General features: G+C 72.3%; 11 protein-coding genes. All 11 read left to right on the top strand.

The genetic code is table 11. From position 1 onward, the window contains the following. Positions 1–919 precede the first annotated feature (919 nt). The 11 genes from ACIQG9_RS24150 (at position 920) to ACIQG9_RS24100 (ending at position 14,438) form a co-directional block, all read left to right on the top strand. On the top strand, positions 920–1,786 hold the full coding sequence (locus ACIQG9_RS24150; RefSeq protein ID WP_400406397.1) for a hypothetical protein: 867 nt from the start codon (positions 920–922) through the stop codon (positions 1,784–1,786). A gap of 630 nt (positions 1,787–2,416) precedes the next feature. Beyond that, positions 2,417–2,800, top strand: a complete 384-nt coding sequence (locus ACIQG9_RS24145) for a pilin (RefSeq protein ID WP_400406395.1) — start codon at positions 2,417–2,419, stop codon at positions 2,798–2,800. Positions 2,801–2,802: 2 nt separating this feature from the next. Then, complete coding sequence (locus tag ACIQG9_RS24140; protein WP_400406393.1) at positions 2,803–3,723, top strand: hypothetical protein; 921 nt, start codon at positions 2,803–2,805, stop codon at positions 3,721–3,723. Next, a complete protein-coding gene (locus ACIQG9_RS24135; RefSeq protein ID WP_400406391.1) occupies positions 3,720–4,679 on the top strand; it encodes a PrgI family protein in 960 nt (319 codons plus the stop codon). The genes ACIQG9_RS24140 and ACIQG9_RS24135 overlap by 4 nt, the downstream gene beginning before the upstream one ends. Beyond that, positions 4,676–6,463, top strand: a complete 1,788-nt coding sequence (locus ACIQG9_RS24130; protein ID WP_400406388.1) for a VirB4 family type IV secretion system protein — start codon at positions 4,676–4,678, stop codon at positions 6,461–6,463. The genes ACIQG9_RS24135 and ACIQG9_RS24130 overlap by 4 nt, the downstream gene beginning before the upstream one ends. Continuing rightward, entirely contained in the window at positions 6,460–9,003 is a 2,544-nt protein-coding gene (locus tag ACIQG9_RS24125; RefSeq protein ID WP_400406385.1) for a type IV secretory system conjugative DNA transfer family protein, read from the top strand. Before ACIQG9_RS24130 ends, ACIQG9_RS24125 begins: the two co-directional genes overlap by 4 nt. A 313-nt stretch (positions 9,004–9,316) precedes the next feature. Continuing rightward, entirely contained in the window at positions 9,317–10,228 is a 912-nt protein-coding gene (locus tag ACIQG9_RS24120) for a replication-relaxation family protein (protein ID WP_400406382.1), read from the top strand. Between the two features lie 607 nt (positions 10,229–10,835). After that, the gene (locus ACIQG9_RS24115) at positions 10,836–11,627 is read left to right on the top strand and encodes a hypothetical protein (RefSeq protein WP_400406379.1); all 792 of its coding nucleotides are present in this window, start codon (positions 10,836–10,838) and stop codon (positions 11,625–11,627) included. A gap of 184 nt (positions 11,628–11,811) precedes the next feature. Further along, entirely contained in the window at positions 11,812–12,225 is a 414-nt protein-coding gene (locus tag ACIQG9_RS24110; RefSeq protein WP_400406376.1) for a hypothetical protein, read from the top strand. Positions 12,226–12,356: 131 nt separating this feature from the next. Then, positions 12,357–12,929, top strand: coding sequence for a hypothetical protein (locus tag ACIQG9_RS24105; RefSeq protein ID WP_400406374.1), 573 nt, complete (start codon positions 12,357–12,359; stop codon positions 12,927–12,929). A gap of 612 nt (positions 12,930–13,541) precedes the next feature. Then, entirely contained in the window at positions 13,542–14,438 is an 897-nt protein-coding gene (locus ACIQG9_RS24100; RefSeq protein ID WP_400406371.1) for a hypothetical protein, read from the top strand. Positions 14,439–14,473: the final 35 nt, after the last annotated feature.

Below are 14,473 nucleotides of genomic sequence, written 5' to 3'. Positions count from 1 at the left end.
GCGCGACGACCGTGGCGGCGTGGCTGCGACGGCGTCGCCGTGACCGCCACCCGCAGCCCGTGACCGCGCTCGACGCTGTCACCGCCGCATGGACGCCAGCGGCACGGCATGGCAGTCGCCGATGTCAAAACGCTGCTCAATGGGCTGCCCGGGCAGAATGTCAACGAGGGCGGTCGATGTCAGGGGTGTCACGGCACGGCTGGTGCCGTGTCATGAGCGGCGCCCCCGCCCGCGTGCTGCGATGACACGGTCATCGTGACCGTCGGGAACGCCGGGACGCCCGGAGTATCGACGTGCGCCGTTGACATGGCGATCGCGACACGGTACCGCCGGCTACGGTGACACACCCCGCCGACGGCACGGCTGTCGTGACCGCCAGCCATGCCACCCTGTCCGCGAGCATCGACGTGAATCGTTGACATGGTCATCGTGTCACCGCGCTGCCGGCCACTGTGAACACACCCCTTCGATGCCGCCTCGATGCCACCTCAGGGTGGCTGCCTGCCGTCACCAGTGTCTCCGTTGCGGGCCGACGAACGATGCTGCTCCGGTCGCCGGGCCGCCGGTCGGGCGCCTGCCGACCCGCCGACGGGGGCTGCGAGTTTCCGTCAGTTGTGGTGAGCGGCGCGACGACGTGCCGGAACAGACCGCCGGGCTGCCGTCCGCAGGCCATCCGCGACGGGTCGATTTTTGGCCGGCTCGCCGCTCACAGCCCTGCTCGGCGGCCCATTCGGCGTCGCCGGCGGACGGTTCGGCACGGCCGGTCGGGCGCGGCGACGCCAGACGCCCTATCAGGGCCGTGGCGGCGGCATTTCCGGCCTGACCTGTGCTGTGAGCGGTTGTGAGCGGGCCGTGGCGTAATCGGTGCCCCGCTGTCGCCAGACGCGACGGCGACTACCGAATCCTGAGGAGTGGCATCATGAACGCGCCCCCCACCCAGTGGCCGGACTCGCCGTTGGACGCCGCGGAGGTGGCCTTCACGGCGCTGACCGGCGACCCCGACCCCCTGTCGATCGACTGCGACGTGCTCGGCCCCGACCTCGACCTTCCGGCGGGTGTGCTGCCGCTGACGGCGGTGCGGGACTGGCTGCTGGAACACCCGCGCGCCTTCGGGGCACGCGACGCGCTGTGGGCGGAGCTGGTCCGCCGGGCCCGCCTGGACGGCCCGCAGTGGGTCATTGCCGCGGTTGGCATGGCCCTGCCGGCTCTGCGCCGCTACACCCGCCAGTTGGACACCGGATACGGCGGTGATCCCGACGACCTCGAGGCGGAGATCCTGATGGGTTTCCTGGTCGCGTTGCGCGACCACGTGGACCTTGCCCGACCCGCCCCGTACGCGGCGTTGTGCCGCGCCGGGTGGCGCGCCGGGTTCAAGCTGCGCCAGCAGGCGTCGGAGTTCACCACGGTCGACGACGTCGAGCACGTCACCGGACCCCGCACCCCGCGGATGCCTTACGGACATCCGGACGTGCTGGTCAACCGCGCCGTGCGGCTCGGGATCCTCGACGCCGAGGACGAACACCCCTTCATCGAGGTGCGGCTCGGCCGCAAATCAATCGAAGGGGTCGCCGCTGACATGGGCATCACGGCCGCCGCGCTGCGGATGCGGCTGGGCCGCATCGACACCCGCATCGCCGAAGCCCTCGCCACCGGTCTGCTCACCGGGGTGGCGTCCCCGCAGGCCGCGCAGGCCCTCGCCGCGCAGGCCGGCCGGCGTGGCAGCCTCCGCGCCGCCAGCCTCCGCCGCACCCAACCGAGCGAGATGCGGGCAGTGGCAGCCGCCTGACAGCACCCGTGGCACCACCTTCGCGGCGCCCGCCCCGGCCCTGCCGGTGCGGGCGCCGCAGCCTGTCGCCCACCCCGCCGACCCCGGCTCGGACCAGGCCAGCCCGAGGCGAAACCTCACCCGCGGCAACACCGCAGGCCGGGCCAGGAGACCGGGAGGGTCGCCGCGTTCTCCGCCCTGGCAGCCGGATCACGTCGATCGAGAAAACACCCGCAGGGATCAGTTAGGGCGAGAAAAGGCAGTTCAGAGGCCAGAAGGCTCGAGCGCTGTCAGTGGCTGTGAGTTTCTGTGAGTCGCTGTGAGTCGGGCAGGCGTTCGCTAGAGCACACAAATGCGGGTTTAAGAGTGCGAGACCTTTACGCCCGCCGCCGGTGGGGGTGAGCGGTTCCGCCCGCCGCCGGAGGGCCGGGCCCTGATCGGGCCGCCTGACGCATCGGACGCGTCTCCGGGTGCCGCGCAGTTTGGTGCGCTGACACCTCATCGAACACACCGCTACCCGACAAGGGAGGACGTGCTCCTCCCGGGGACGGCGGTGCGTCGTGGCGCCGTGCGTGCCCGCCTCTGGCGGCGGTCCACCCATCCGGACCGCCGACAACCGCCCCGCCGCCCGGGGCCGGAGGTGAACGTCTCATGTTCCGTATCCCGGCACGTGCTCGTGCCCTCACCCGCTCTCGGACCATCCGCCGAGTCGGCCGCGTCGCCGTGGTGACCGGCGAGGTGCTGCTGTTCCTGTCCGTGCCCGCCGCCGCGTACGCCGACGCCGGCACACCCGCGCTGGCGGTGAACTCCCTGCCGCTCGTCATCGCCAACCTGCGGCTCTGGCTGATCGGCATCCTCGCCGCGCTCGCCACCCTGTTCCTCGTTCTAGCCGGCGTGTACTGGGCCACCGCCGGCGGCGACCCGGCGCAGGTCGACAGGGCCAAGGGCGCGCTGCGCAACGCGCTGATCGGGTACGGCCTGGCCGTGCTCGCGCCGGTGTTGCTGGAAATCGTCCAGGGCATTGTCGGAGGCTGATCATGAGCTACGTCCTCGGCCAGATCCTCGACTGGCTCACCACCGCGATCCTGGCGACCCTGGACGCGCTGATCGGGGTGATCAGCAGCGCGCTGCTGATCACCCCGAACGTCACCGGCCTGCCGCAGGTGCAGGCCTTGACCGGCCGTTCGGTGTGGGTCGTGGACACCGTGTTCGTCCTGGCGTTCGTCGCCGCCGGCGTGCTCACCATGACCGCCGGCAGCGACGAACGCTCCCGGTACACGATCAAAGACCTGCTCCCACGCCTGATCGTGGCCTTCGTCGCCGCGCACTTCTCCCAACTGTGGTGCGGCATGCTCATCGACCTCGCCAACGCCCTCACCGCAGCGCTCACCACCGGCGCCGGCGACCACGACGGCGCGCTGCGCGCGATCAAGACCCACATCCTCGCAGGGCAGGACAAGACCGCCGCGCTGCTGTTCGTGATCTGCGTGGCGATCATCGCCGTGCTCCTGGCCGGCACGGCGTTCAGCATGATCGTCCGGTTCGCCGTCGTGCTCGTCCTGACCGCCGCCGCGCCCCTGGCGTTGGCCTGTCACGCGCTGCCGCAAACAGACCCGGTCGCGCGCCTGTGGTGGCGCTCCTACGCCGGTGTCCTGGCGGTGCCGGTGGTGCAGGGCTTCACCCTGTATGCCGGGCAGTGGATGCTCACCGACCCGGCGCACCTGCTGCCCGTGCTCGGCCTGCCGGTCGAGCCCGGCGGAGTGCTGAACCTGTTCGTCGTCATGGTCATGCTCTGGACCACCCTGCGGGTGCCGCACCTGATGCACCGCTACGTCAGCGCCGGCAACAGCGGCGGCGGGGCCAGCATGATCGGCGCTGCGGTGCGGGTGATCGTCGTACAGCAGGCCACCCGGGCGGTGCCCGGCCTCGGACGCGGTGTGCGGGCGGTGAGCCGATGACCACCCCGCATCAGAGCGAGTCGGGGCGGGCGCGGATGCCCGCCGACGTCGACGCCCCCGACAAGGTCGCCTACGGGCTGACCTTCCGCCAGCTCGCGATCCTCGCCGCCGCCGCCCTCGGCTTCTACGGCGCCTGGCGAGGCCTGCACACCGTCATGCCGGTGGCGGTACTGATGGGCGCTGCCGTGATCGTCGGCGGCCTTACCTTCGGCGTCGCCGTCGGGCGCCGCGACGGTCTGCCGCTGGACGTGTGGCTGCTCGCTGCCATCCGACACGCACGCGCGCCGAAGGCGTTGTCGACCACCGACACGGCCTCGACGACGCCGGACTGGGTACAGGCGCCGACGACTCGGGTGATGGTGCCGGCACCGCTCAGGCTGCCCGCGGACGCGATCGACGACGGCGGGGAGATCCGCCTGGGCGGCACGCGGGCGGCGATGGTCGCCGCGACCAGCGTCAACCTGGCGCTGCGCACCGCCGACGAGCAGGCAGCCCTGGTCGACACCTTCGGCCGCTGGCTGAACAGCCTGTCCACGCCGACGCAGATCGTCGTGTCGGCGCAGCCGGTCGACCTGCACTCCGCCGCCCGCTCCCTGTCGCATGCCGTGGACAGGATCGCGCACCCGGCTCTCGCTGACGCGGCGGCCGACCACGCCCGGTTCCTCGACGACCTCGCCACCCGCCGGGATCCGCTGCGCCGGCAGGTCCTCATCGTCACCCGCACCAACAACGGTGAGCGTGGGGACCACGCGGCACGGCGCCGCGCCGACGACACCGTGCGGACCCTGTCCGGTCTCGGGGTCACCACCCGCGCCCTGGACGGGGCGGCGGTCACCGCGGCGATCGCCGCCGCCGCCGACCCCTACCGGCCCTCGCGTCCCGGCGGCCTCGCCGCCCCCGACGCCGTCATCACCGGCCCAGACACCCCACCCCGACAGAAGAAGGGACCCCGATGAGAACCCGCACCCGAACCCGCGCCGACAGTGGCGCCCGCCAGCGGTCGTCGCTGGCGGGCGCTGTCGCTCCTGCCTCGGTGGAGGTGACCCCGCGGATGTTGCGCGTCGGCGACGGCTACGCCGCGACCCTCGTGGTCACCGGCTACCCGGCCGAGGTCGGTCACGCCTGGCTGGAGCCCCTGCTGTCCTGGCCGGGCCGCCTCGACCTGGCCCTGCACATCGACCCGCTGCCCGCCCCGGTCGCCGCGTCGCGGCTGCGCAACCAGCGTGCCCGTTTCGAGTCCAGCCGCCGCGCCGACGCGGCAGCCGGCAAGCTCGCCGACCCGTACGTCGAAGCGGCGGCGGAAGACGCCGCCGACCTCGCCCAGCGCCTCGCCCGTGGGCAGGCCAAACTGTTCCGCGTCGGCCTGTACCTGACCGTGCACGCCCGAACCGAGGACGAACTGCTGCAGGCGTGCGCGCAGGTGAAGGCCGCCGCCGCGTCCACCCTGATCGAGGTGCAACCCGCCACCTGGCGCCATCTCGCCGGCTGGACCACCACCCTGCCCTTGTGCGCCGACAGCCTGCAGATGCGCCGCACCATGGACACCCAGGCTCTCGCCGCCGCGTTTCCCCTCGCCTCGGCCGACCTGCCCGCCCCGCTGCCCGGCGACCCGCCCGCCGAAGGCGGCGTGCTCTACGGCGTCAACCCGGACTCCCAGGGCATCGTGTGGTGGGACCGCTGGGCGCAGGAGAACCACAACAGCGTGGTGCTGGCCCGCTCCGGCGCCGGCAAGTCCTACTTCGTCAAGCTGGAGATCCTGCGCAACCTCTACCAGCAGGTGCAGATCGCCGTCATCGACCCCGAAGACGAATACCTGCGCCTCGCCGACGCCGTCGGCGGCACCGTCGTGCGCCTCGGCGCCCCCGGCGTGAAGATCAACCCCCTGGACCTGCCCGCCGGAGACCGCCGTCCCGATGTGCTGACCCGCCGGGGGCTGTTCCTGCACACCCTCATCGCCGTGCTCCTCGGCCAGCAGCCCCCACCGGCCGAACGCGCCGCCCTGGACCGGGCGATCCTGACCGTCTATCGCCAGGCCGGAATCACCGCCGACCCGGCCACCCACCACCGGCCCGCGCCGCTGCTACGCGACCTCGCCGCCTGCCTGGACAACGACAGCGACCCCGCAGCGGGGCAACTCGCCGCCCGCCTCGCCCCGTGGGTGCACGGCTCGTTCTCCCAGCTGTTCGACGGCCCGTCCACCACCCGCCTCGACGGGCACCTGGTCGTATGGTCGCTGCGGCAGCTACCCGACGAGCTACGCACCGTCGGCACCCTCCTGGCCCTCGACGCGATCTGGCGCCACGTCGACGCCCCCGGCGCGACGGCGACCCGGCGGCTGGTCGTGGTCGACGAGGCATGGCTGCTCATGCGCGACGGCGAAGGCGCCCGATTCCTGTTCCGCATGTCCAAGGCCGCCCGCAAACGCCACGCCGGCCTGGCCGTGATCACCCAGGACGTCGCCGACGTCCTCGGCACCGACCTCGGGCAGGCCGTGGTCGCCAACGCCGCCACCCAGGTGCTGCTCAAACAGGCACCCCAGGCCATCGACGCCGTCGGCGACGCGTTCGGCCTCACCGCCGGCGAACGGCGTCTCCTGCTCGCCGCCCGCGTCGGCACCGGCCTGCTCATCGCCGGTGCGAACCGGACGAGCTTCGAGGCGATCGCCTCCGACGCGGAACACCAGCTCGCGACAACCCGCCCGCAGGACCTGGCCGCACCCGACGACGAGGAGGACCTGTGAACCCGTCCACCATCAACCTGCCCACCACGGTCACGCACACCGGCGCTCCGACACCGGCGCCGAGCGTCCCCGGCATACCGCCGCCCGGCGGCGTGACACGGTGGGTACTCGACGCCGCCGGATGGGCGGCGGCGCGGCCATGGCTGCTCGCCGTCGCCGCGACCGCGCTGATCACCTACGTCGCCGGCCGTAACCTCCTCGCCGGATGGCGGCACCGCCGCCACGCCGACGGCGCCCGCCTGATCACCGTCGCACCGCCCCCGGAGGTCGACGCGCGCAGCAGCGCCGCGCTGTGGGCCAACCTCGCCGGCACGCTCACCCCCTCCCGGCGCCGTCGGCTGCTCTACGGCAGCCCCCACGTCGCCTGGCAGTACACCTGGAGCGGGCGGCGACTGCTCATCAGCGTGTGGGTGCCCGGCACCGTCCCACCCGGCGCAGTCGAAGCCGCCGTGCAGGCCGCGTGGCCCGGCGCCGCCTGCACCACCGACGACAACCCCGACCCGCCCGTCCCCGCCGACACGACCGCGGTGGGAGGCCACCTGCTGCCGGTGGCCGCCGAGTGGCTGCCGCTGCGCACCGACCACGACACCGACCCGCTGCGCGCCCTCATGTCCGCCGGGTCGGGCCTGCGCGCCGACGAGCACGCCTGCGTGCAGATCCTCGCCCGCCCCGCCAGCCCTCATCGCGCCCACCGCGCCCGCCGCGCCGCCCGCCGACTCCGCGACGGCAAGACCGCCCTGCCGGTCATCAACCCGGCCGCGCCGCTGCTGTGGCTCGTCGAGGCGTTCCTCCCCGGCCGCACCACCAGCGCCGCGCCGACAAGCCGGCGAGACCCCGGCGTCGAGCGGGACGTGCGGGCCATCCTCGACAAGACCTCCCACCCGCTGTGGGAGACCGCCGTGCGCTACGCCGTGGCCAAGGACACCCGCCGCGCCGGCACGGACCAGCGTCCCCGGCTACGCGGCGTCGCCGACACCATCGCCTCGACGTTCGCCGTCTACTCCGCCCGCAACCGGCTCACCCACCGCATCCGCATGCCCCACCCGGTCGCGGTGCTGGCGCAGCGGCGCCTCGGCGCCGGGTTCCTCACCGCCATCCCCGAACTGGCCGCGCTCGCCGCGCTGCCCCAGGACCTGGCGGTGCCCGGCCTGGACCGCGCCCGCGCCAAGTCCATGCCCGCTCCCGTGGCCGTCACCGGCGGCGGACGCGGCGAGAAGGTCCTCGGCGACGCGCAGCTCGGCGGGCATCGGGTCGCCCTGTCCGTGCCCGACGCTCGCTATCACATGCATGTGATCGGATCCACCGGCTCCGGAAAGACGACCATGCTGGTCAACATGGCCGTCGACGACATCGTCGCCGGCCGGGGCACCGTCGTTATCGACCCGCACGGCGACCTGGTCCTGGACATCCTCGACCGGCTCCCCGCCGATGCCGCCGACCGGGTAGTGCTGTTCGACCCCGACCAGCCCAACCCACCCACGATCAATCCCCTCGAGGGCGACGACCACGACCTCGTCGTCGACAACCTCGTGTCGATCTTCGGCAACATCTTCGCCAAGGCGTGGGGGCCGCGCATGGACGACGTCATGCGCGTGGCCTGCCTGACCCTGCTCCGGCACGCCAACGTCACCCTGCAACACATCCCACCGCTGCTCAACTCCGCCCAGTTCCGCTCAGCGATGACCGTCGGCCTCGACGACCCGGCCGGACTACACGGCTTCTGGCAGTGGTACGACGAACTCAACCCCGCGCTGCGCTCCCAGGTCATCGGACCGGTCCTGGCGCGCCTGCGCTCATTCCTGCTCCGCGACTTCGTCAAACGCACCATGCAATACCCGCGCTCGAGCTTCGACATGGGCAAGGTCCTCGACGGCGGGGCGCTGCTCGTCCGCATCCCGAAGGGGCAACTCGGGGAGGACACCAGCAAACTACTCGGGTCGCTGATCCTGGCGCAGGTGTGGCAGGCAGCCACCGCCCGCGCCCGCCTCGCCCCCGACCAGCGCCGCGACGCCACCCTCATCATCGACGAGGCGCAGAACTTCCTCACCCTCGCCAACAGCCTCGACACGATGCTGGCCGAAGCCCGCAAATACCGGCTGTCCCTCGTCCTGTCCCATCAGGACCTCGCCCAGTTCCCCAAGGACCTCCTCGCCGCGGCGTCGGCGAACGCCCGCAACAAGGTGTACTTCTCCTGCGCCCCCGAAGACGCCCGCGTGCTGGCCCGCCACACCCTGCCCGAACTCGACGAACACGACCTCACCCACCTCGACGCCTACACCACCGCGACCCGCCTGGTCGCCGAGGGACGACAGACCCCCGCGTTCACCATGCGCACCCGTCCCCCCAAACCCGTCGTCGGGGAAGCCACCGCCATCCGCGAGACCGCCAAGGACAAGATCAAGCCGCAGAACAAGAGCGCCATCGACGCCCTCGTCGAGAAGTTCTCCCAACCACCGGCCAGCGAGAGCACAGCCAGCGCCGAGGCGGGCGACGACAGCACCGGCCGCCGCGCGCAGCGCCCCCGCCGCTCCCGCACCTGACGCGTCACCGTCTCGACGCACGGCACGGTTTACGGGCCTGCCTCCGTCCCTGTTCTCTCACCCAGCGGTCCTCGGGCACTCCGTCCGGCGCCGCTCGGCGGTGGCCGGGGGGAAGGGCTTCGTTAGCCCCTTCGCCCAGGTCTTCGCCGCGCCTTCACCACCCCATCGCGTCGTCTGCGGCCACCACGCCGCTTCGACGGGCCGTTCCCGCAGCACACCGCCGGTGACCGACTCCGGCCATCGGCGGTGACAGTTCCAGACTCCCTCCCCTCGGGGAGGGAGTCCTCCCTTCTACTCCCCTGAGGAGATTCTCGTGTCCAGCGACTCCCACCCTGCCGAATCTCGTCCCTCCGACCCCCGACCCCGCCGACTCACCAAGGAGGAGCGCCTGGCCCGCGTTCGGCTGCTGACCCTGCGCGACCACGAGCTGCTCACCTGGCTCGCCGAGCACTACCTGCTCTCCGCCGACCAGGTAGCCGCCGCGCTGTTCCCCTCCAAGCGCTCCGCGCTGCTGCGCCTGGCGACACTGCACCGCTACGAGGCAGTGCACCGCTTCGGCGACACGCGAACCGGCACCGACCAGTACCTCTACACCCTCGGCCCCCTCGGCCTCGACCTGCACCCCCGCGCCTACAGCGACCCCCTACGCCCCGACGCCCCCACACCGCGCAGCAGCGTCGAACGCGCCCAACGCATCATCGGAAGCAGACGCCTGAACCACCTGCTCGGCACCAACCAGCTCTTCATCGACCTGCACGCCTACACCCACGCCGACCCCAGCGCCCAGCTCGTGCGGTGGTGGTCCGAGCAACACGCCACCGCCGCCTACGCCCTCGCCGGGATCCGACCCGACGGGCACGGCATCTGGCGCGCCGCAGGCCGCGCCACCGGCTTCTTCCTCGAACACGACAACGGCACCGAAGCCCTGCGCGTCGTGCTCGGCAAGCTGCGCGCCTACGAACGCCTCACCGAGTTCGGGCCCCGCTACCCCGTCCTCATCCGCGTACCCAACCGCCGCCGCGAGAACAACATCCTCGACGCCCTCACCGGCGTGCCCACCGCCATGCCCGTGGCCACCGGCCTACACCACGAGCACCCCGCCGGCCCCGCCTGGACCCTCACCTCCGACCCCGACTCCCGCCGCTGGCTGCACGAGCTGCCCAGCGACCACGGTCCCGACACCGCCACCAACCCGAACTACTACCGCGACCCCGACGACGACTGACAGCCCCGCCGGCTCGCTCACAGACGCTCACACCGCAGGTCAACCGCCATCCCGCAGCCGCCCACCGGCCGGGAGTAGCCCGGCCGTCGACAGAGCGGCTGTGGGCGGGCCCGCCACTCACAGCAACTCACAGCCGCTCACAGCGGAACCGCCCGCAGCGGCCGATGATCTCTCACACCGCAGGTCAACCCGCCTGCACTGCGGCTGCGGCGGCCCGCTGGCGCTGTGAGTGCCCAGGGCTACCGTTTCGGCACTACCACAACCCACATATCGCTCCACCCCGGTTCGGTCCCACCTCAGGGATCCCCGCCGCACCAACTCCGTGCGCCCCGCCCACCCGCTCACGCCGGTCGGCAGCACACCGCGCGGCGACCCCTGTCAGGTCGCACCAACCACCCCGTGACACGGCGCGCGCCACGCGCCCGGCATCACCGACCTGCCCCACGTACCCGGTGGTCACGGTCAACCCCGCGCCCTACCCCCAGCCCACCCGGTGCCGGTCAGCGGCGCGGCCGTACCTGCCCCTGTCGATCACCCGACCCACGCACCCGGTGGGCCGGGCCGCCGTCCTGCCCGCGCAGACGGCCACACCCCTCCAGGAGGATCCATGTCCACCAACAACGGCACCCCGCTGACCCGTCACGGCAGCCGCGTGCGCCACCGCACTGCCCAGACCCCGCCACCGAAGGCCGACCCGCGTCCCGTGGTCGTACCACAGGCGGTCATCCGCCAAATGATCGTCTGCGTCTCCGACGAACTGGCCGCAGTCCTTCACCACACCCGCAGCCTGGACCGCCACCTCGGCGTCTCCGGCACCGGCTGCCGCCGGATCTGGGTCTCCCCGACCCTGCGGCCGTGGCAGCGCCGCCAGCTCATCGACTGGCAGAGGGCCAAGACCGGCCCGCAGTGCTGCGCCGGCGGACCCGTCCGCCTGCTCGACCTCACCGGCATGGGACAAGCCGCCCACATCGGTGCCGTCCTGCGCCACCAACAGTGGTCCCACGTCGTCGCCGGCACCCAGCCGGCCACCCCATGGGCGCTGTTTCTGCAGCGGCACCTCACCGACCCCTCGGACTACCCGATAGACACCGCGACCGCCGCGTTCCATCGGCAGCCGCGCGTGCAGGCCATGCGCATGCACAACGCCGCCGCGCACGGCTCGGGCCACCTCGACCCGACGGACCTGGAGATCTTCCAGGCCGGCGCCAGCGCCTACGCCAACTACCACGCCCTGTGGGCGTCATGCACCGACGCCCTGCTCACCGAGGGCGGCCACCGACTGCACCCGGCCAGCGCGTTCTTCGCCGACCGGATCACCTACCTGCAGCAGGCGCACCACCACCTGCAGTCCCTCGACCGGCACCAGCTGGTGTTCGCCATCGACCTGCAAACGCCGTAACCGCGCTCGACGCAGCGGCCACAAGCCTCCGCGACCAAGGGGCCAGTCGGCCACCTGCCCGACCGCACGCATGACGCACGACAGGACCGGACGGAGCAGCACACCCCTGCCTCGCAACCCGAGGAACGTGTGCTGCCCGTCCGGGACCACCCACGCCCTCACCAGGCTCACCGGAAGGAGCATCATGTCCCGCTTCCTGTACTTCGACCTCGGTGCCGTCGCCGCCCACGCGCGACACGCCGTCCTCGCCGACCGGAACCTGCCCACCCTGCAGGGTGCCAGCGGTCGCCGGTCTGACGAACCGGCGCTGCAGCTTTTCCGCCATGGCGGATTCGTCTGGCTGGCCGGCAACGGAACCGACCGCTCGCACAACCCGGCACCCGCGCTGGTGCGAGCGCAACACAACCTGACCTTCCCCGCCGTTCGACTGCCCTGTCTGAGGGACCCGCAGGGTCTGCCGCTGCTCGACAGTGCGGGACCCCAGCTGATGGACCTCATCACGCAAGGACTCCTCGGCGGCGCGCACCTGGTCATGGTCGACCCGAACACGCTCACCGTCGGCGTCGGCCGCCTGCGCCAGCGCCGCGTCTGCCGCTAGACCACACCGACCGGACGACGCGCCTGATCCCTGACACCGAAGGACACCAGGCGCGCCGCCCGGCGATACCCCCGCGCCCTCGAAGCGCGTGCCCCACTCATCCCCTACCTGACCTGCTCTGGAGGACGCCCATGAAGCCCGAACGTCGCGCCACCCTTGTCAGTGCCGCGCTGAACGCCGTCGAAGCCGCCGCCGAAGCGCGAGGATGGGATGCCTATCCCGCCCTGCTCGGCCTGTTCGACAGCACCACCAACACCGAGGTGGGCAGCATCGACGTCGAGGAACTGCCCATCGACAGGGATGTGTGGCGGCTACACACGATCCCCGGCATCCGTGTGACGCTGCCGTACCACATCGGCCTGCGGGCCATCACCCACACCCTGACCACCGTCAAGGCCCCGCAACTGCGGACCTGGATCCGCGCCCAAATCGGCCCTTTGGTCGCCGTGGCGTTCCTCGGTGAGGGACTCGACACCAGCGACGCCGGCCGCCACGCCGCAGCCCACGGCCTGCCCGCCGACCCCGACGGTGTTCCGGTCCGCGCACTGACCGCCTACGACATCGACGGCCGCTTCTACCAGATGCTGCGCGTGCGCGGCGCGGACACCACCACGACCACCATCCAGGACGACCCGAGCGCCCAGATGCAGGCCACTGCCATCGCGGCGAGCCTGCGACGCCTCCTCGCCGCAGCCCGCACCTGACGGCAGCCCAACCAGGCGCCACCGCGTGCGCGCGGACCGGCCAGCCGCCAGAGCGATCTTCCCGAGCCCGAACGGGCCTCGATCCGGCCCGAATCAGCCCTGCCCGCCGGCAGGACCAGGCAGCCAACCACACACCGGCCGCGACGACCTGCTGGTCTGCCACTCCACCGTCCGCGACCTGGACGGATCGATCATCGGCGTCCGAAAGCTCGTACGTCCACACCGCCTCTGAGCAGCGACCGCACCACCTGGACCGGTCGGGCCAGCTACGCCCCCCTGAGACCCCCCAAGGGACCCGTGCTGCTGCCGACCGGCCCCATCCCGCCAACCCACGACAGCCGGGAGATGCGCGTCGCCGCCCTTGCGGTTCTGCCACGCGTGCTTCTCGACATCAGGCCCGGATATCGGGCTCACCGCCATCGCGTCGACGCGGGACGCACACCGCCTCCCGCCCGACCGCACCACGCCTGGCGGCTCGCGTGAACTGCCTGACGCGAGATCTCGCCACGGCTGGGCGCCCCGGGCTTGGGGCGCCCGCCGCTACCTGGCCTGAGACAGGCCGCCCTGTTCCTCTTCCACCCCATCCCCTTCACCCGAGGAGGTTCCCTCACAATGTCCAGCCGCTTGTGGTTCCGCGTCGAGGACGTCCTGCCCCTGGCCGAACACGCCCTCGCCTGTCCCACCCACCGCCTCACCCGCGCGCAACTCATGGCCGGTGAGCACAACACCCCCGCCCTGACCCTGCGTCACCTCGGGGCGGACGGTCATCTGCGGTCCAACGGCCTGCCGATCTGGTGCAGCCGCGACGGCGACGAACATGTCGCCCACGGCCGGTCGTGGCGATGCGTCGACGCGACCGCCGCGCCGGAGATGGACCTGTACCTGCCGCTGCGGCACGCTGGCCCGGACGGGCGGCGGCTCATCGACGTCCTCCGCGCCGCCCGGACCGTGGATCGCCACTGGTTGGCGATCACCACTGACATCTGGCCCGGCTGCACGATCGACACCAGCCACATCGAGGTGTCCGACCACCGCGCGGAGATCGCCCCGCCCGACACGCGCTGGCGCCCGGGCATGGTCACCGCCCCGCGCCTCGGCGGCCGGTACTACCCCGCGCTGGTCGCCGACGGCCACGCCATCGGTGAGGACGGCCAGCTGATCTGCCGGCTGCACCCGCGCACGATGCGACAACTGGCCGCAGACCTCGGCGGGCCCTGGCGGGCGGGAACCCTGCCGGGTGAGCACCCGTTGGTGCGCTTCGACGGCGTCACCGCGGTGCTGCTCGAGGAAACCGACACCGGCGACGCAGTCCGCCTCGACGTCGACGACCGCTGCTACCCCGACCGCGACGGCTACTACAGCATCGGCGCTGACCGGTGGCTCTGGCACACCTCAACCACCGTCGCCGTGCCCCTACCTGACCGGCTCCGGCTACACCTGGCCGCCCTACCCAGCCGTCTACGCGCTCACCGCCGTCAATCGCGCTCCTCACCACCCGGCCCCCGGTGATCCCCATCCCACCAGCCAAGGCATCCGGCGACGCA

It is taken from the genome of Micromonospora sp. NPDC092111 (assembly GCF_044755745.1).
In the GTDB taxonomy this organism is placed as follows: Bacteria; Actinomycetota; Actinomycetes; order Mycobacteriales; family Micromonosporaceae; genus Micromonospora.
The sequence above is the reverse complement of the archived record's forward strand: the minus strand, read 5'-3'. Positions and strand labels throughout refer to the sequence as shown.

Bases quoted from the DNA above. Each gene is read 5' to 3' on its own strand.
- ACIQG9_RS24150 (WP_400406397.1), top strand. From the start codon at position 920: ATGAACGCGCCCCCCACCCAGTGGCCGGACTCGCCGTTGGACGCCGCG.
- ACIQG9_RS24145 (WP_400406395.1), top strand. From the start codon at position 2,417: ATGTTCCGTATCCCGGCACGTGCTCGTGCCCTCACCCGCTCTCGGACC.
- ACIQG9_RS24140 (WP_400406393.1), top strand. From the start codon at position 2,803: ATGAGCTACGTCCTCGGCCAGATCCTCGACTGGCTCACCACCGCGATC.
- ACIQG9_RS24135 (WP_400406391.1), top strand. From the start codon at position 3,720: ATGACCACCCCGCATCAGAGCGAGTCGGGGCGGGCGCGGATGCCCGCC.
- ACIQG9_RS24130 (WP_400406388.1), top strand. From the start codon at position 4,676: ATGAGAACCCGCACCCGAACCCGCGCCGACAGTGGCGCCCGCCAGCGG.
- ACIQG9_RS24115 (WP_400406379.1), top strand. From the start codon at position 10,836: ATGTCCACCAACAACGGCACCCCGCTGACCCGTCACGGCAGCCGCGTG.
- ACIQG9_RS24110 (WP_400406376.1), top strand. From the start codon at position 11,812: ATGTCCCGCTTCCTGTACTTCGACCTCGGTGCCGTCGCCGCCCACGCG.
- ACIQG9_RS24105 (WP_400406374.1), top strand. From the start codon at position 12,357: ATGAAGCCCGAACGTCGCGCCACCCTTGTCAGTGCCGCGCTGAACGCC.
- ACIQG9_RS24100 (WP_400406371.1), top strand. From the start codon at position 13,542: ATGTCCAGCCGCTTGTGGTTCCGCGTCGAGGACGTCCTGCCCCTGGCC.